Source organism: Sulfitobacter sp., from assembly GCF_036961165.1.
Taxonomy (GTDB): domain Bacteria; phylum Pseudomonadota; class Alphaproteobacteria; order Rhodobacterales; family Rhodobacteraceae; genus Sulfitobacter.
In genome coordinates, this window is record NZ_JBALVJ010000065.1 from 1 (window position 1) to 18,912 (window position 18,912).

Below are 18,912 nucleotides of genomic sequence, written 5' to 3' on the forward strand. Positions count from 1 at the left end.
GTTAATTCCTGCGGGGCTTTTGCGTGCCAATAGAACACCAACTTACAGAGCCCACATCTTGAAGACGTGTTTTGACCCTTCGCTTCATCCAGAGAGTGACAAGCAGCTTCTGGTGGGGATACTATCGGATCTGATATTTGAGGACGGGAAGCCGTACCCATATCATTTAAATAACTCTATATTGTTGATTCCGCTGCTGAATTGGCTCTACGTTAATGAGTAAAATGGATGGGGAATTTCAGTGCATCACACTTTGAGAAGACTGCCGCAAATACAAAGTTTGGTAACGCTCCCGAGTATGGCATTGCTGGTCGAACAATATAGCCATGAAGAGGTTGTTGCCTCGCTACGAAGTGTAATCGAGCAGTTGCGGAGCGATTTGCTCGCGGAACACCCTGTAGATATTCCCGATTTTAAGAGCCCTAGCTTCGCTATATCAATCGCGTTGGACGTCGAAAGGATCCGGAAGCCATCGTTGCGACCGGTGATCAACGCGACGGGCGTAATCATACACACCAATCTGGGCAGAGCCCCTTTAGCCCATCAGGCCGTGGTAGCGTTACAAGCGGCCAGCACTGGATCGTCTAATCTGGAATTTGACCTGGAAACAGGCAAGAGGGGATCGCGCCACACTCATGTTGAGGATTTGATCTGTAGACTCACAGGTGCTGAGGCGGCGGTCGTCGTAAATAATTGTGCAGCCGCGGTCATGCTTGGCTTAATGGTCACCGCCACAGGCCATAGCGTGGTGGCTTCGCGCGGTGAATTGATCGAAATTGGGGGGGCCTATCGTCTACCCGACGTGATTGTGCAAAGCGGGGCCACCCTCCGCGAAGTTGGCACGACCAACAAAACTAGACTAAGCGATTATGAACACGCGATTGACGACACCACCGCAGTTTTGCTGAAAAGCCATACGAGCAACTTTCAAATTATCGGATTTACCTCTGCTCCTGAACGCAGTGATCTCGCCGAATTAGCGAAGCAACATGGTGTTATCCTTATGGAAGATCTTGGCAGCGGCGTGCTGATTGATCTGTCACCATATGGCATGGGCGATGAGCCTGTTGTCTCAGATATACTCAAAGCTGGTGTCGATGTCGTGATGTTCTCCGGTGACAAACTACTGGGCGGACCACAGGCTGGCATCATTGCTGGTAAGCGAGAGATAATCGCCAAGCTTAAATCGCATCCGTTGATGCGCGCTGTACGCGTTGACAAGCTTTCACTCGCAGCTCTGGAAGCAACTTTGCGTTTGTATCTCCCTCCTTACAATCCTGTGGCGGAAATTCCTGTGCTGCGGATGCTGGCCGAAACTGTTACAGCTGTTGAGCAGCGCGCAAAACATCTAGCAAATGATCTAGGCAAACTCGGGCCGATGGAAATTTCTGTTGAATCAAGCATCGCCCGAGTTGGCGCGGGCGCTTTGCCGGAACGCGATCTTGAAAGCTATACTGTTTCAGTGAAATCAGATGTCCATTCACCTAATGCCCTTGGCGCGTTGCTTCGCCAAAATACGCCACCGATCATCGGACGAATCGAACGAGACCACCTTTTGTTAGACATGCGCACCGTCGCTGATCAGGATCTTCCGGCAATTGTCTCGGCGTTTGAAGGTATCGTCGGCGCATGAAGACTTGCTGCGTTGTGGTGATTGGCCATGTAGATCATGGCAAAACGGCGCTGGTACGTGTAATCACCGGCATAGCGACTGACCGCCTTCCCGAAGAAAAAGAGCGGGGCCTCTCTATTCTCCCTGGCTATGCTAACAAATCCTTTCCCGATGGGACGATTGATTTCATTGATGCGCCGGGTCATGAGGATTTTATACCTGCGATGGTCAGTGGTGCATCCGGAGCGGACGCGGCGTTGATTGTCGTCTCTGCTATCGAAGGCATTGGTGCGCAGACTTTTGAACATCTCGAAATTGCGTCGTTGTTGGGAATATCACGCGGCATAATTGCAATCACTAAGGCGGACCTGCTGGATCCGTCGAACCGTTCAGAGCGCCTGGATGAACTGCGTAAGGCTTTCGCGGAAACTGCATTTGCCGCCGCGCCGATGGTCCTGTGTTCCGCGCTAAGCGGTGAGGGGATGGGTGATCTAAACGCGGCCCTTAATAAATTGTTGGATGAAACGTTTGATCGGCGGAGCTTGGAGCACAGCACATTAGCGATTGATCGAGCCTTCTCTCTCACCGGGAAGGGAACAATCGTAACAGGTACATTGTCGGGCGGCGATCTGAAGATAGAAGACGAATTGACGATCCAGCCGCTTGGTCGCGTTGTTTCGGTTCGCGGCCTGCACAGCCGTGGTACGGTGCGTGACATCGTGCACGCAGCAGAGAGGGTTGCGGTGAACCTCCGAGGGATCGCGGTGTCCGATGTTCCGCGTGGCGCAGTGCTTTGTCGTAAAGATGTCGGCGCAACGTCCGAATGCATCGACGTTGAGTTACATCTACTGCCCTCTGCGGGGAAACCTCTCAAACACATGGACGAGGTCCGAGTCCTCTTTGGCACTTCAAGTGAGGTCGCGCGTGTACGTCTTTTCGGAGGAGGTGCGCTGGACCCCGGGCAAATTGGCTTGGCCCAACTTAGATTTAAGAATCAGGTGTTCGGTCTGCTGGGCCAAAGGGCGGTGATCCGCAAGCTCTCGCCAGCGCACACTATTGGTGGCGCGATATTCCTTGATCCACAGGCCGCCCCCACCCGCGCCGGCAACAAAATGCGGGTAGCGCTTTTGCAAGCGGTAATGAATGGTACGACAGAAGCGATTGCCACAGCGTTAATCCTCGCGCAGGGTGGCATTGCACGCCGCGATGACATCGTACGGCTATCGAGAAATTCAAAGGATGTTTTGCTTGGCGACGAGTTTGTCGCAATAGATCGAAAAAATATGGCGCTCCGCAGTGATCTTGATGTGTGCAAAGTACGGATCACAGACGCGATCACAGCGTATCACAAAACGTATCCACTACAGGCGATGGCCCCGCGTTCCGTGTTTGCGTCCCGAACCGTTTCGCCTTTGCTTTTGGCGCACGCCGAACTTCTGTTGCATCAGAATGGCGTCCTGCGCCAGCAAGGCAACCTGATTGCGCTTACAAGCCACGACCCTGAGGCGATGCTGACGGACAAGCAACGTCAGCAGATCGACACTATTGAGCAAGCCTACCGAGATGCTGCACTGGCCTCTGCGCAGCCATTGCTGGACCAGTTTGAGCCAGACCTGACAACATTCTTGTCTGAGATAGGGCGGTTAATCACACTGCCTAACGTCGCGCTCAAGCAAAACCTTGTGTTCCATGCGGACACACTCGCCGATGCGGCGCAGACTTTGTGCGATGCGTTTCCGCCACCTGCTTCCTTCACCACATCACAGGCTCGAACAGCACTTGGCACCAGCCGGAAAATCATTGTGCCTGTGCTGGAGTATTTTGATCGCGCCGGTGTGACGCTGCGAAACGGGGGCGCGCGGCAGATGTCGGGCGCTATTTTGGTTCCCCCGCCTGCGCGGCCTTGCTAGACAGGCTTTATGCGGAGGTGACTGGAGTCTGGTGGCTTCCCTGGTCTTCAAAATCATGGACGCGCATGAACAGCGTGTGGTGGGTTCGATTCCCATCCACCTCCGCCACTTCCCAAGAAGGCTGGACATTAGGGGGCTACCCTCTGCAAAGTACGCGCGACACCGGGGAGTATAGACATGAGCAACACGCAGCCGCAGTTTTCACTGAAAGATTTGGCAGGGGATTCACACGATTACCCACGAGATCGGGCAAGCCTTGTATGCTTCGTTAAAGAAGACTGCGAGACGTGCAACACCGCCGCGCCTGTTCTGGAGGCACTTCACAAAGCATTCGGTGACAAGGTGGATGTCCTGCTGATTTCGCAGTCTGGTGATGCCAATGCAATCTTCGCAGAGCGCCATAATCTGACAATGCCACTGCTTGATGATCGCGCGTGCAAGGCAGCGTTTGAGTGGGATATCGAGAGCGTTCCGTCCGTCTTCTGGATCGATTCGGCAGGAGCCGTGCAATATCACTTCGAGGGCTTTATTCGCGCCGATTGGGAAGCGTTGGCTGCGGAGGTGAGCACGCAGGCAGGCCTTCCTGCGATACAAATCGATTGGGAAAGCCTTCCGGCATGGCGTCCGGGATGCGGGTCAAAACACCTTGATCCAAGTGTCTATGACAAGCTGCGTGCAGAGGCCGATGATAGCCCGATCCGCGCCCGCAAGATTGAGGTCGCGCCCCGCGATGATGTGGCCGAGTTTATGTTTGATCAGGGTTTTTCGGACGGACTGCCGCTGGTTCCCCCAACGCCAGAGCGTGTGATGCGCATGTTGTCTGGCACCCACCGCGACCCACAAGAAGTGATCGCTTCCGTGCCACCCAATATGGGTGTTGCAACGGTGGAGAAGATCGCAATTAACGCCGTCATGGCCGGTTGCAAGCCTGAGTATTTGCCTGTGGTAATTGCCGCAGTTGAGGCGGTCTGCACGGATGAGTTCAACATCCACGGGGTCACCGCAACAACCATGGGTGCCGCTCCGGTCATGATTATCAATGGGCCAATCCGCCATAAGATTGATATGAATATGAAGCTGGGTGCGCTGGGGGCTGGTAACCGTGCCAACGCCACCATTGGCCGCGCGCTGCGCCTTGTTGTGCGCAACGTCGGCGGGGCCAGCACGGGCGGCGTCGAACGGTCGACCCTCGGGAACCCCATGAAGTTTACCATGTGCTTTGCGGAGTGGGAGGAACGCTCTCCTTGGGAACCGCTGCATGTAGAGCGCGGATTTGATGCGGAGGATTCTGTCGTCACGGTCTTTGCGATGACAGGCGGGCCCGTACATATCGTGGATCAAACCTCGCGCGGGCCGAATCAGATTGCAGGTTCTCTCGGGCTCGGCCTTGAAGGAGTGTTCCTGCCCAAGTTGCGCAATTTGCCCGTCGATGCGTTGCTGGTGGTTTGCCCTGAACATATTGATACGCTGACGCGAGAAGGCGTTTATTCAAAAGACCGCCTGCGCGACCGGATTCAGGAAGTCACCACGCGACCATTGATCGAGATGCTGGCGGACGACAAATCCGGCGCGGGAATCTCACCAGCAGCGGCAGAGGCGATGGGCCCCGAAGCGATGGCGCGGTCTGTTCCAAAGTTTGCGGGCAAGGATTTCATCCACGTTGTTGTGGCCGGTTCTGACGCGGGGAAATTTTCGTCTGCTTTCCATGGCTGGGCTACAGGTGCCGTCGGCTCGCAATCAGTTTCCAAAAAGATTGACCTGGGCTAAGCTGCCCGTACAGAGGAGGACCGAATGACAATAATTCTCGACCCCACAGACGAACGTGTGCCGGTTGAGCGTCAGGTGACTAAACGTAGCGGCAGCCTTTCGGGTGTTGTGGGCTTTCTGGATATCAGCAAGCCACGCGGCAACGTGATGCTGGATGAGCTAGAACGCTTGCTGGCGCAAAAGGCGCCCGATGTGGCCATCCGCCGCTATACCAAACCGACGTTCGCCAAGCCCTGCCCAGACGCCTTGCGTCACGAGATACGGGATGCATGCAACTATGTGGTAGAGGCACTGGCCGACTGAGGATCCTGCACGACGTGCAGTATGCACGACAATTTCTGGTTTGAAACCCAGGGGATCCCGGCAGTCTCTATCACGTCAAGCGAGTTTGGCGATGCCGCCGAAAGCCAGCGCAGCGCGCTTGGCATGAACGGTGCGCATTATGTTTTGGTGCCGCATCCTATTCAGGATGCTACAGATGACGAAATGCGCACAAAAGCCGCTCAGGCCTTTGAGCAGGTCATCGCGGCGCTGACCGAAAACTAACCTGTTTTGCCCCGCGGGTTTGATCGCGGGGCAAAACCACACTGCGGCTCAACGGCCTCGCCTGATGGTGTTGCATCGTGCTTGGACATTTTCAGGCCGCCAGGGCAGGAAGGGGCGTAGCTATTATGCCCAAGGACACTTTTACCCCATGATCAACGCCGTACCTTTCACCCGCGATCTTGTGTTTGTGGGCGGTGGCCATGCGCATGCGCTGGTGTTGCGCAAGTGGGGGATGAACCCTTTGCCCGGCGCGCGGCTGACAGTCATTAATCCAGGTCCGACAGCACCCTACACGGGCATGTTGCCCGGCAATATCGCAGGGCATTACAGTCGCGACACGCTGGAAATTGACCTTATGCGTCTCGCCCGGTTCGCCGGAGCGCGCTTAATCCTGAGCCATGCAACGGGAATTGATCGCGCGGCCAAGATGATCCATGTCGAGGGGCGCGGGCCATTAGCCTACGATGTCGCGTCAATCGACATTGGCATTACCGCGCGCATGGGCATCGACGGATTTGCAGAGCACGCAGTTGGGGCCAAACCACTAGATATTTACGCCGCCAAATGGCGTGCCTTCATCGAAGCAGTAGAACGTGGCGAAAAATCTGCAACGGTTGCTGTGATCGGTGGCGGGGTAGCAGGGTGTGAGCTTGCGATGGCAATGGCCTTCGCTCTGCGCGAAAAAGGGCTGGCACCCGAGGTCTGCGTGATTGAGGCCGGACCGAAAATCTCCGGCGTTGGACCGCGCGCGCGGGCCAAGCTTCTTCATGCGATGCGGGGACTTGGGATTAAACTTCTGCCAGACGCAAGGGTAACGCGGATCAAAAGTGACAAGGTGATGCTAGAGGCGCATGCGCCAGTCGCGGCTGCGCTGTGCGTTGGGGCAGCAGGGGCCTTCCCGCATGACTGGATTGCGCAAACGGACTTGCCGCTCAATGAAGGCTTCATCGTGGTGGACCCTGATCTGCGTGTGAAAGGTGATGCAGTGCTTTTTGCGGTGGGCGACTGCGCGTATATGCCGTTCGCCCCGCGTCCCAAAGCGGGCGTTTTTGCGGTCCGCGCGGCACCTGTCCTTTATGATAACCTTCGCGGTGTTCTATCCGGCGGCGGCCTTCGGCCGTTCCGCCCGCAAAAGTCGTATCTCAAGCTTATTTCGCTGGGTGGCAAATCTGCCATGGCAGAGAAATACGGGTTAGCCCTCGCAGCGCCGCTGTTGTGGAGGTGGAAGGACCGCATTGATCGGGCCTTTATGGATAAGCTCGACGACCTGCCGGTGATGCAACCGCCAACACTACCTTCGGTCGTGGCCGACGGTGTGCGGGACGATGGACAGGTGGTTCCGCTCTGCGGTGGATGCGGCGCAAAGGTGGGCGGCGGTGTACTGTTACAGGCGATCAGCGGGGGCCTGGCGCACGCGGATGTTGTCACCGGTCCTGGGGACGACTCTGCCATTTTGCGGCAACCTGGTGGGGGCTTTCAGGTGCTCAGCACTGATCATCTGCGTGCTTTTATTGAAGATCCCGTACAGATGACCCGCATTGCGGCGGTGCATGCGCTGGGTGATATCTGGGCAATGGGCGCAAAGCCTCAGGTGGCTTTGTCTACCATCGTGCTGCCGCGTATGTCGGCCGCACTTCAGACGCGCAGCCTTCGCGAGATCAATGAAACAGCGCAGGCCGTTTTCGCTGAAGCGGGGGCAAGCATTGTTGGTGGGCATACGACGATGGGTGCCGAGCTGACGATCGGCTTCACGGTGACAGGCGTGCGCGAAGATATGCCAATAACTGTCGCAGGTGCGCAAGCAGGGGATGTTCTGCTTCTGACACGGCCCATCGGGTCCGGCGTTATCCTTGCAGCGCATATGGCCGGAAAAGCGCCCGCGCAGATCGTCGAACGCGTGCTGTCGATCATGGAGCAGCCACAGCAGAACGCAGCAGCGATCCTGAGGGATGTTCACGCGATGACCGACGTAACCGGATTTGGCCTTGCCGGTCACATTCAGGCGATTTGCGCTGCGTCGCACATGCGCGCCGACGTGTGGCGTGACAAGGTACCAGTCTACAAAGGCGCGCGCGCTCTGTCGGATCAAGGGATAGGGTCTTCCTTACTGGCGGCAAATATTGCGGATGCTCCTACGACGGGGATTAGCGATCCACTGCTGCATGATCCACAAACTGCGGGCGGTCTGCTTGCGGTCCTGTCACCTGATGCAGCCGAAAAGGCGATGGCAGCTTTGCGCGCCCAAGGATGCGATGCGGCCATCATCGGAAAGCTATCTGCAGGTTCTGGGCCGATCCGCGTCAGTTAAACCGTGCATGTAGGCTATGGGCTGTCTCGGTCAACGTCTGTGAATCGAGCCGTTCCAACCGCAGCTGTTGTGGTTTTTGCTCTGCGCGCGCCTGTGACTTCAGGTAGCGCGGATCGTAGTGATGGGACATGAGCTGTTCGGCCAGAGTCTCCCAATTGCCAGCGCGGGCCAGCGCCTGCCACTCTTCGATCGTGGCGGTTGCATGATAGTTACGCAAGTGCTCGATCTTGCCGATCAAGGCGTCCGGATCATCCGTCAGATCCGTGTACGCGGTCGCAAGGAAAGCCGCCCGGGCGGTCAAGGGCGCACGGATCTCAAGGCGAGGGGCCACGCGCATGGCAGCCCAAAGGGCGGGCGGGATCATTCGCGCACCGATCTTGCTGCTTTCACCCTCCACCCATGTCAATCGCGCTGGGTCAAGCGCCTGTAACGCGGACGCCAGCTGCGATTCGAACATCTTCTGCGAGTGCTGTTCGGTATTGGTCGCACCAAACAATGAACCGCGATGTTCCGCTAAGCCCTCAAGATCAAGAACCTGTGCCCCTGCATCTCGAAGGTGCTGCAAGAGCGCTGTTTTGGCAGTTCCCGTACCACCGTCGAGCAGCATGATCCTGTGCGGTAGCGGAGTATCATAGAGCATAGCGCTCACCTGCCGACGGTAGCTGCGATAGCCTTCTTCAAGAAAATGCACGCGCCAGCCAACCTGATCAAGAATCGTCGCAAATGCGCCCGACCGCTGACCTCCACGCCAGCAATAGACAAGCGGTTGCCAGTCGCCCTGCATCTGCGCCAGCGGCCCCCGCAAATGCCGTGCCGCATTGGCTGCCACCAATGCAGCGCCGACCTTGCGCGCCTTAAACGCGCTTTCTTGTACGTAGATTTTGCCGACCTCTGAGCGTTCCGCATCGGACAGCACCGGCAAGTTTACCGCACCGGGGATGTGGTCCTCGGCGAACTCCGACGGCGCGCGGACGTCTATGATCAGGTCCGCGCCAATAGCCGCAATCGAGGAAAGGGACGTGAGGGATTGGCGGATCATGCGCGGGCTCCGTGCAATAGCAATACCCTGTTCTAGTGATCACACCCGCAAGGTCTAGGGTAAAGCGATGTTGCACGCGGTATCGAGCCGTTTGTCTCCAAAATGCGGGGCAAAGACTCGGGTAGATTTCCAGAACTGTGTTGACACTTCCAAGTGAAGATTCATATCGTATTCCACAGAGCGGAACGGTGTTTCAACAAAATGCACGGCCGCCAGTACCGATAAGCCGCCGCTAAGGCGTGTAATAAGTCGGAATTTAGGGAGAGAGAAATGAAATATATTACTTCTACATTTGCAGCACTAAGCCTGTCGGCCACTGTGGCAATTGCACAGGACATTGATCTGCCAAAGCAGCTCAACTGGACTGCGTATGACACTGGATCAGCGGGCTATAACCAATCGGTTGCCATCGGCGCTGCCTTGCAGGATGCGACAGGCGTGAATCTGCGCGTGCTGCCCGGCAAAAACGATGTGTCGCGTACAGAGCCACTACGTCAGGGTCGCGTCCAGTTTTCCGCGACCGGCGTCGGCGGCAGCTTCATGGCCCAAGAAGGCGTATTCGATTTCGGCGCCAAGAACTGGGGACCACAGCCCATTCGCGTGCTGATGGCCAACAACGGCGGCGCAATTAACCTCGCGGTAGGCGTTGCTGGTGACCTTGGCATTAAAGAGTTTTCCGATCTCAAGGGCAAGCGCGTCGCCTATATCGTCGGCGCACCGGCGCTGAACGTGAACACCGAAGCCTATATGGCCTATGGTGGTCTAACTTGGGACGACGTTGAGCGGGTTGATTTTGGCGGCTTTGGTGCCAGCTGGACGGGCCTGATCGAAGGTCAGGTTGATGCAGCATTCGCTTCCACCAACTCTGGCAAAGCATATGAAGCCGAAGCTGGCCCAAGGGGTCTGTTCTGGCCACCAATTGATCCTGAGAACAAAGAAGGCCTTGCCGCGATGAACGCTATTGCGCCCTTCTTCAGCCCCAACAAGGCAGTCGTAGGGGCCACGATTGATGGCACAGACGGCTATCAGGGCGCAGGCTATGCTTATCCCGTGCTGACGGCGATGGAATCCACTGAGGCGGATCTCGTGTACAATATGACCAAAGCGATGGTTGAGCTGTTCCCGAAGTATGACGGCAACTCACCCGGTATCGGCGGTTGGGCACTGGACAAACAAAACATGGAGTGGGTTGTCCCTTATCATGAAGGTGCGATCCGCTACTTCTCCGAAGTAGGCGCATGGAATGAAACGGCCCAAGCCCACAATGACACGCTGGTAGCGCGTCAGGCGGCTCTTGCCGCTGCATGGAAAGCAACCGAAGCGGCCAACCCAGAAGATTGGGAAGCCGCTTGGGCAGAGGCGCGCCGCGCGGCATTGATAGCAGGCGGCTTCCCTGTAACTTTCTAAGCTTCTCTACATGATTGGTCCGGCCAGCTTATTCAGCTGGCCGGACTTGCTTGTCCCTTTCCAGATACGGATGTTTCAATGACCGATCAGAACAACGCCCCCGCTGATGCAAAGGGGTTCGAACAGGTTGCCATCGATGGGGAAACCCCGTCCGAGCGTTTGGCCGGCACGGCCCGCTGGGTTGTCATTATTGGCACGCTGTTGTCGCTGGTCCTGGTGATTAATCAATTGTTCAATCTTCAGTTTATGGGGATCGTTCTGATCGAAGGGCGCTATCTGTATTTGCTGGGCGGCATGTACCTCGCGCTCAGCTTTCTGATCTTTCAAAGGCGTGGCGGTAAAGGCGGCGTGCCATCCTTTCTGGACTGGACGCTTTTTGCCATCGCGTTGGCTTGTACGGTCTATCTGGCGCAAACCGCGCAGCTCAACCTTTCGCAGGGTTGGGAATATGCGGCGCCATTGACCGGCCAATATGTCTCGGTGGTGTTCTTTGTTCTGGTGCTGGAGGCGACACGCCGCGCGGGCGGCTTTGTGCTGTTCTGTATCGTCACCTTCTTTGCCTTCTATCCTACCTTTGCGGGCAATGTGCCGGACCCGTTTTCGGGGTTCCAGAGCACGTTCATGCAAACGGTCCCTTATCACATCTTCTCGGCTGAAAGCTCTTTCGGCATTCCGATGAAAGCCTTTGGTGGCGTTGTCATCGGCTTTATCCTATTTGGTGCGGTGCTTCAGCGGACAGGTGGTGGGCAATTCTTTAATGATCTGGCGCTGGGCCTTGTCGGCGGCTACCGTGGCGGCGCGGCCAAAGTGTCGATCTTTGCTAGCGGCTTCATGGGCTCCATGTCCGGCTCTGTGATCTCTAACGTGCTGACCACTGGCGCCGTTTCGATTCCTGCCATGCGCAAAACGGGTTTCTCTGCCAAGACTGCCGCTGCGACCGAGGCCTGCGCCTCGACCGGTGGCGTGCTGATGCCGCCGATCATGGGCGCCACGGCGTTTATCATGGCGTCTTTCCTGTCGCGTCCTTATGTCGAGATCGCCTTAGCGGCTGCCATCCCCAGCATTTTGTTCTACTGGGGTCTGTTTACGGGCATCGACGCTTATTCGGCCAAGCGTGGCCTGCGCGGCCTGCCCAAGCCTGATTTGCCGCGCCTGCGTGAAGTGATGATCGAAGGCTGGCCCTATATCTTCGTTTTTGCCTTGTTGCTTTATATGATGATCGGCCTGCGTCAGGAATCCTCCGCGCCTTTCTATGCAACGGCACTGTTGCTGGTCGTAAACCAGTTCCGCGCGCGCTTTCGTTTGAACAAGCAGCGCCTGGGCAATATGATCGTCGGCGTGGGCATGGGGTTGGCCGAGTTGACGGCCATTCTGCTTGGCGTTGGCCTTATAGTTGGATCATTCTCGGCCACCGGTTTGGCGGGAACGCTGGTGAACGAGCTGGTCTTTATGGCGGGTGACAACACGCTGGTGCTGTTGCTGATGGGGGCGCTGACGGCGTTTATCTTCGGCATGGGGATGACGGTTACGGCTTGCTACATCTTCCTTGCTGTGGTGCTGGCACCGGCGCTTGAGGCCGGTGGCCTCAACAGGCTCGCGGTGCACCTGTTCATCCTTTACTGGGGCATGGTTAGCTTCATCACACCGCCTGTCGCGCTGGGCGCTTTCGCAGCCTCAACCATGGCGGGGTCCAATCCTATCGCAACGGGGTTTGAGGCGATGCGTCTGGGCGGGGTGATCTATATCGCACCGTTCTTCTTTGTCCTGAATCCTGCGCTTATCGGGCAGGCCCCTGCATGGGAGGTTACAGTTGCACTGACTTCTGCTCTGATCGGCGTGGCGCTAATCTCATCTGCGCTACAAGGCTACATTAGCCTTGTTGGTCCGCTGGAAGGGGCGCTGGGCCATCCGATGCGTATTCTGTTGTTCTTCGGTGGTGTTTTGATCGCGATGCCGCAGAACGCACTGGTGCCACTCGGCTATGCGGCATCCTTCGCTGTTGGTGCAGCACTATGTGCCGTACCTATTGTTCTGGCGCGGCGCGCCAATGCTATTGATCCTAGAGTGGCTTGAAACTGATGATACCGATAACACCTCCAATGGCGGACAATGCGCCAACCGAAACTATTGTTGAGCGCGTTCGCGCAAATGCAAAGGCCCATCCAGATGCGCTAGCTCTGGTCTGCGGCACGGACCGCGTGACATGGGGTGCTTTTGACGAACGGATCAACCGTGTCAGCAATACGCTGCTTGCGATGGGGCTGACCAAGGGTGACAACATCGCTGTCATCTCGGCCAATTCTATCGCTTATGCCGAGCTGTTCATGGGCATCTTGCGTGCAGGTCTGTGTGTCACACCGTTGTCATCCATGGCCTCACCGGATGCGCTGCAAAAGATGCTGGTCGATTGCGATGCCAAGGCGATTTTTGTGGCCGAGCAGTACCTGGATCTGGTCGCGGGTTTTGTGACAAACCTGCCGCTGGAACGCTTTGCCATCGATTTTGCAGATCCTGATTTTGTGGATTACGAAGGCGCGCTGGCACAGGCCAGAACCGACGATCCGATGATCGCGCTTGAGATGTCTGATGCCTTTAACCTGATTTATTCCTCCGGCACAACAGGTACACCCAAGGGCATTTTGCACAATCACTTGATGCGCGCTGCTCAGATGGAGCGTGTATCGCCGAATGGTTACGACGACAACGCACGTACGTTGATCTCGACGCCGCTTTACTCCAACACCACAATCGTCGCGTTCTTGCCGACGCTTTTTGGCGGTTCCACCGTGTACCTGATGCCGAAGTTCGACGCGCGGCAGTATCTGGAAATGGTCGAGCGTGAGGCGATTACCCACACCATGCTTGTGCCGGTTCAGTACAAGCGCATCATGGGCGTGCCAGATTTTGACAGCTTTGAGCTGTCTTCCATGCGGATCAAGTTTTCGACTTCTGCGCCGTTAAGGGCCGCGCTAAAGGCCGATGTGCTGGCGCGCTTTCCGGGCAAGCTGATCGAATATTATGGCCTGACCGAAGGCGGCGGCGTAACCGTGTTGGTGGCCGATGAAAACCCGACCAAATTGCACACCGTAGGCCAGCTCGCCCCCGGTAATGATATCCGCTTGATTGATGTGTCGGGCGCCGAAGTGCCGCAGGGCGAAGTGGGTGAGATTTGCGGCCGTGGCCCGACAATGATGGCGGGCTACTTTGGCCGCGACGACCTGACGTCGGACTACATCTGGCGCGATGCGGAGGGGAACGTCTATTTCCGATCTGGCGACATGGGTTCGTTTGACGAAGACGGCTTCTTGGTTTTGTCGGATCGTAAGAAGGACATGATCATTTCGGGCGGGCTGAACATTTACGCCAATGATCTGGAACTAGTCTTGCTGCAAGATCCTGACGTTACCGACGCCGCTGCAATCGGGGTCCCGTCCGACGCATGGGGTGAGACCCCGCTTGGCCTTGTTGTGGTGCGCGAAGGGGCTGTGCGCACGGCGGATGATATCTTGCAAAAGGCGAATGCAACGCTGGGCAAAAGCCAGCGGCTGTCGGCAGTCGAAATTCGCGCAGCCCTGCCGCGCAGCACCATTGGAAAAATCCTCAAAAAAGACCTCCGCGCGCCCTATTGGGAAAAGGAAACAACGTGACAGATACGAAAATGAACGGCGCAGAAAGCCTTGTACACACATTGCTGGCAAACGGTGTGAACGTTTGCTTTACCAACCCCGGCACGTCCGAGATGCACTTCGTCGCGGCCCTTGATCATATCGCGGGCATGCGATCGGTTCTGGTGCTGCAAGAAGGCGTGGCAACAGGTGCTGCGGATGGCTACTACCGCATGGCGCGCAAGCCTGCTTCAACGCTGCTGCATTTGGGACCTGGTTTGGCGAACGGCCTGTCCAATCTGCACAACGCCAAAAAAGCCGGCTCAGGTGTGGTCAATATTATTGGTGAACATGCCTCGACACATATTGAGCTGGATGCGCCGCTGACATCGGATATCGAAGGGATTGCGCGACCGGTTTCGCACTGGGTGCATACTTCGCAATCCGCTTCTGATGTGGGTGCGGACGCTGCCCACGCGGTGCAGGCGGCAATGGTCAGTCCTGGACAGATCGTCTCGCTGATCTTGCCAAGTGATACTGCATGGAACGAGGGGGGTAAGCCTGCGGAAGCGATTGATCTTCCTGTCCCTGCGCCCTTTGACGAAAGCCTGCTAGACCAAGCCACCCGTGCGTTGGACGGCCCAGAGACATTGCTACTGCTTGGCGGTGAAGCGCTGACTGAAAGCAACCTTGAAATTGCAGGGAAGATTGCCGCCAAGACAGGTTGCAAGCTGCTGTCGGAATGGTCGAACGCGCGACTGGAGCGTGGGGCAGGGCGGGTCTATATCGGGCGCGTGCCTTACCCAATTGATATCGCTCTCGAAGTGTTGAAACCGTTCAAGCGGATCGTGTTGGTTGGCGCGCGTGCGCCCATCGGCTTTTTCGCTTATCCCGGAAAGCCCGCGATCCTGACACGTGAAGGTGTTCAAATTCTGACGCTTGCAGATGCTGGGGCCAACTTGACTGCTGCACTTCAGGCGCTCCGCGATGCTGCTGGCGCCACTGATACGGCACCGGCCCATGTGGTTGAGGCCGCTCTGCCCGAGCGTCCGACTGGCACCATTGATCTGGATACACTAGCTGCGGTCATTGCCCGTGCGATCCCTGAGGATGGAATCGTGGTGGACGAATCCGTCACCACAGGCCGCGCGTTTTCGCCGGCCACTAAAGGCGCTGCACGGCACACCTGGCTTAACAACTGCGGCGGTTCTATCGGATATGCCATGCCTGCTGCGATCGGTGCGGCCATCGCGTGCCCTGATCGCAAGGTGCTGTGCATGTCCGGGGACGGCTCTGCGATGTACACGGTGCAATCGCTCTGGACGATGGCGCGAGAGAAGCTTGATGTCACAGTCCTGATCTTTGCCAACCGCAGCTATAAAATCTTGCGTGGAGAGTTGACCAACGTTGGGGTCGGCAACCCCGGACCAAGAGCCATTGATATGCTATCCTTAGATCGCCCTGCACTGGACTGGGTGCAAATGGCGCGATCAATGGGCGTGACAGCACAATGCGTGGACACTTGCGAAGCGCTGGAGGCGGCACTTGATGAAGGTCTGACTGGAGCAGGCCCGAATTTGATTGAAATCACGCTTTAGGGTTCCGTTTTCAGAGATGGATCACGGTCGGACGGGTCACACTTTTTGACCCGTTCGGAAGAAGCAAGCTCGGCATCGCGGTTCAAGCTGCGGTGCAATTTCGTGTTGGGAACTTTGCCAGGATGATCAATTCCGCTGCCAACCGGCTTGACGGCGTTTGCCCAGATAGGGGCGTGTTCCCCTAGTGGAAAAGTCCAGTCATATTTGCGGAACGACATTCCGTCTTGCGGTATTGCCGTTGGGTAATTTTCCTCCTAGGCTGCCTACTGATTGAGTCGTGCTTCTTCGGGAGGAGGATGCTCAACTTTGCAATTAGCTACATTTTTTCAAGGTATTGTTCTTGGTGAGGTGCACGCAATAGGCACGAGGAGGGTGCCATATCCATTCCAAAACAGACCTATGATCAAGCATCACATCCTGCCGACGTGACGCGCCTGTATGTCGGCTTGTGAGTTTTGAGATCGTGGGTTTCAAAATGAAGTACCTAGAGAAAAACCATAATTGGGAGAACGACAAATGACAAAAACTGAATAAATCGGTGAAGCTCGGCCTAGGATCCGCCTTGGTCACACTTGGCCTTTCGACAGCAGCAATGGCGCAGGATTATGATTGGCCGCGTCTGCTAGTGATTGGCACGCCGGGCACATCAACGGGCAGCTTTGCCTCGACGAATGGCTGGGGTCCCACCCTGCAAAAAGAAACCGGTACAACAGTACGTATTGTTCCCGAAGACAGCGAACCCATGCGCTATAAGCGTCTGACGGATCGTGAAGACATCGCGATTGCTTCAGTGTCGGCGTCAGAGATGGCAATCCAACCCGAAGGTGTGGGTGGCTATGCATCCGCTAAACCAATGCCACAGCGCATTTTGTGGCATCACAATGATACCCCTTGGGGCTTTGTCGTTGCAGGCGATTCAGACCTACAGACCCTTGGTGATATTGGAAAAGGCGGCGTTCGCGTGACGTCTGGCGTGTTCTCACCCGCGATTGTCACTGCCATAACAAAAGCGCTCCCCGCTTTTATAGGGCTGACGCCAGAAGAAGCTGCGGAAAAGATCACCTTTGTTCCCGCCTCAAGCTATGGTGAAAACTGCCGCTCGGTTGTTGAGGGAAAATCGGACGTTGCTTACTGCTCTCCCATCTCGTCCGTCCTATCCGAAATGGAAGGCGCCACTGGCAGCATTCGTTGGTTGGCTATGGATCCAGAGGACAAGGAAGGCTGGAGCGGCTATCGGAGCTTCCGTCCGATGACGATCCCCACAAAGACCTCACTGGGCGTGAAGACCGCGCAAGGCGTCGACTCAATGACGTCGAACTTTGTTTACGCTGTGCCTGAAACCGCCGACGTTGATTTCGCCTACAATATGACGAAGTGGTTTCACCAATCACATGACGCCTATAAAGGGTCACATGCATTCGCCGCACGTATGTCTGTTGATCTGTTCCGTGGATACCTAGCCAGCAACCCAATGCCCATTCACGAGGGGACGGTGAAATACCTGCGCGAAATCGGCCAATGGACCGACGAAGATGATGTGTGGAACAACGCAGCTATCGAACAGATGGATCAATGGATTGCCGCACGTCGGGCAGGCATGAAGGACGCGATGGAGCAAGGCGTCGAGATCAATTTCGAGAACGAAGCGTTTCTGGAAATCATGGCCAAGCACACCGAAGGCCTAGAGGTTTTCCGCTCACGTCTGTGAGCACGTCTTTGACCTGATAAATGACGGAGCGGTGATCCGCTCCGTCATTCTTGGCATCTTCCTTTAATTCACCTTATTCCTCGGGGTCACCTCATGTCCGACACTCAAACCCAGACGACTTCTGATGCTGATGCCGAACACAGCTCGGAAACTACGCGGCTCGGGGCTCTTTTCTCATGGACCAGCATTGCGTTTGTTGTTCTTTGCATCTGCGGTTTGGGTTTGGACATGGGCATGGGCATGGGCCTAGCTTATGCGTTTGGCGTGCCGTTTGGCGGCAAGCGCCTGATTGAAGGTCAGTATTACTGGTTCTTCATCGGCATCTTCCTCGCAGCTGCGTTCATCGCGCTACCCGCGACCAAAAGCCAACGCACCGTCCCGATCTACGATATTATCGCCACCGTTCTCGCGCTGGGCACTTCAATGTGGTTTTCGACCTACGCATGGGACATCGTCCAAGCCGGTTGGACAAGCTTCCCCGCTGGCGTTGTGTTGTGGGTATTGATGTTGGAGGTCGCGCGCAGATCTGGCGGGGTTCCGTTTTTGCTGGTTGTGTTCCTGCTGGGTCTTTACCCGCTGGTCGCTGACTTCTTCCCCGGCTTGCTGATGGGCATTCCCTATACCTTTGAACGTATGATCGAGGCGCATGTGTTCCGAACCGAAGGATTGATGGGCATCACGACCAAGATCGTCGCCGAGATCGTCCTTGGTTTCTTCGTATTCGCAGGTGTTCTTATCGCGACGGGTGCGGGGCAGTTCTTTATCGACCTCGCCAACGCCGGCTTTGGCAAATACCGTGGCGGCGCCGCGAAAGTTTCCATCGTTGCGAGTGCGTTTTTCGGATCGCTCTCGGGTTCGATCTTCTCGAACATTGCAGGCACCGGATCAATCACCATTCCGATAATGAAAAAGGTTGGCTACCCACCCCACTACGCCGCTGCGATTGAGGCATGTGCCTCTACGGGCGGGGTTGTCATGCCGCCTGTGATGGGGGCAATCGCCTTTGTCATGGCGATCACTATCGGCGTGGACTACGCAACGATCATGGTCGCAGCGATCCTGCCTTCCTTTCTGTTTTACTTTGGTCTGATCCTGCAGGTCGATGCCTATGCCGCCCGCAAGGGGTTGGTCGGTATGGCGCCGGACAAATTGCCGTCAGCACGTGAAGTTCTAAAGCGCGGCTGGCCTTTCTTGTTGGTCATGGTCTTTTTGGTTTGGGGCCTCCTGTATATGCGCTGGGAATACTATGCCCCGTGGTACGCCAGTGCGCTGATGATCGCGCTCAGCTTTCTTCAGCGGGACACGATGATGACGCCGACACGTTTGTTCGCGACCCTGCGACAGGTGGGAGTGCTGGTGGTGAAGTGGTCCGGCAAAATTGGACAGCGTGCTAAGATGTATCCAACCCGAAC

General features: G+C 56.4%; 12 protein-coding genes and 1 tRNA gene. 12 read left to right on the forward strand and 1 reads right to left on the reverse strand.

The window, feature by feature from the left end; translation table 11 throughout:
- The first annotated feature begins 241 nt into the window (after positions 1-241).
- The 6 genes from selA to selD all read left to right on the forward strand — a co-directional run bounded on the left by selA (position 242) and on the right by selD (position 8,143).
- On the forward strand, positions 242-1,633 hold the full coding sequence (selA, locus tag V7730_RS18385) for an L-seryl-tRNA(Sec) selenium transferase (protein WP_335749045.1): 1,392 nt from the start codon (positions 242-244) through the stop codon (positions 1,631-1,633).
- Complete coding sequence (selB, locus tag V7730_RS18390; RefSeq protein ID WP_335749046.1) at positions 1,630-3,522, forward strand: selenocysteine-specific translation elongation factor; 1,893 nt, start codon at positions 1,630-1,632, stop codon at positions 3,520-3,522. Before selA ends, selB begins: the two co-directional genes overlap by 4 nt.
- 13 nt (positions 3,523-3,535) lie before the next feature.
- Positions 3,536-3,630: transfer RNA gene (locus tag V7730_RS18395), tRNA-Sec, on the forward strand.
- Positions 3,631-3,699: 69 nt separating this feature from the next.
- Positions 3,700-5,289 (forward strand): peroxiredoxin family protein, encoded by a 1,590-nt coding sequence (locus V7730_RS18400; RefSeq protein WP_335749047.1) that lies wholly within the window; start codon positions 3,700-3,702, stop codon positions 5,287-5,289.
- A gap of 24 nt (positions 5,290-5,313) precedes the next feature.
- Positions 5,314-5,835: a UGSC family (seleno)protein gene (locus tag V7730_RS18405; RefSeq protein ID WP_335749048.1), complete on the forward strand. Its 522-nt coding sequence runs from the start codon at positions 5,314-5,316 to the stop codon at positions 5,833-5,835.
- Between the two features lie 148 nt (positions 5,836-5,983).
- Positions 5,984-8,143 carry a selenide, water dikinase SelD gene (gene selD, locus V7730_RS18410; RefSeq protein WP_335749049.1) on the forward strand — a complete coding sequence of 720 codons (2,160 nt, stop codon included), beginning with the start codon at positions 5,984-5,986 and terminating at the stop codon, positions 8,141-8,143.
- Here selD and mnmH read toward each other — a convergent pair.
- Positions 8,136-9,182, reverse strand: coding sequence for a tRNA 2-selenouridine(34) synthase MnmH (gene mnmH / locus V7730_RS18415; protein ID WP_335749050.1), 1,047 nt, complete (start codon positions 9,180-9,182; stop codon positions 8,136-8,138). The genes selD and mnmH overlap by 8 nt on opposite strands.
- A 270-nt stretch (positions 9,183-9,452) precedes the next feature.
- On the opposite strand from mnmH, the gene V7730_RS18420 reads away from it, so the two are divergent.
- The 6 genes from V7730_RS18420 to V7730_RS18445 form a co-directional block, all read left to right on the forward strand.
- A complete protein-coding gene (locus tag V7730_RS18420; protein WP_335749051.1) occupies positions 9,453-10,589 on the forward strand; it encodes a TAXI family TRAP transporter solute-binding subunit in 1,137 nt (378 codons plus the stop codon).
- 78 nt (positions 10,590-10,667) lie between these two features.
- On the forward strand, positions 10,668-12,662 hold the full coding sequence (locus V7730_RS18425; RefSeq protein ID WP_335749052.1) for a TRAP transporter permease: 1,995 nt from the start codon (positions 10,668-10,670) through the stop codon (positions 12,660-12,662).
- A 5-nt stretch (positions 12,663-12,667) separates the two neighbouring features.
- Complete coding sequence (locus V7730_RS18430) at positions 12,668-14,236, forward strand: class I adenylate-forming enzyme family protein (protein WP_335749053.1); 1,569 nt, start codon at positions 12,668-12,670, stop codon at positions 14,234-14,236.
- An 11-nt stretch (positions 14,237-14,247) separates the two neighbouring features.
- Positions 14,248-15,792 carry an acetolactate synthase large subunit gene (locus V7730_RS18435; RefSeq protein WP_443070246.1) on the forward strand — a complete coding sequence of 515 codons (1,545 nt, stop codon included), beginning with the start codon at positions 14,248-14,250 and terminating at the stop codon, positions 15,790-15,792.
- Positions 15,793-16,330: 538 nt separating this feature from the next.
- Positions 16,331-17,500 (forward strand): TAXI family TRAP transporter solute-binding subunit, encoded by a 1,170-nt coding sequence (locus V7730_RS18440; protein ID WP_335749055.1) that lies wholly within the window; start codon positions 16,331-16,333, stop codon positions 17,498-17,500.
- A 93-nt stretch (positions 17,501-17,593) separates the two neighbouring features.
- Positions 17,594-18,912 (forward strand): TRAP transporter permease (locus tag V7730_RS18445; RefSeq protein WP_335749056.1); only part of this gene is annotated, 1,319 nt, incomplete at its 3' end.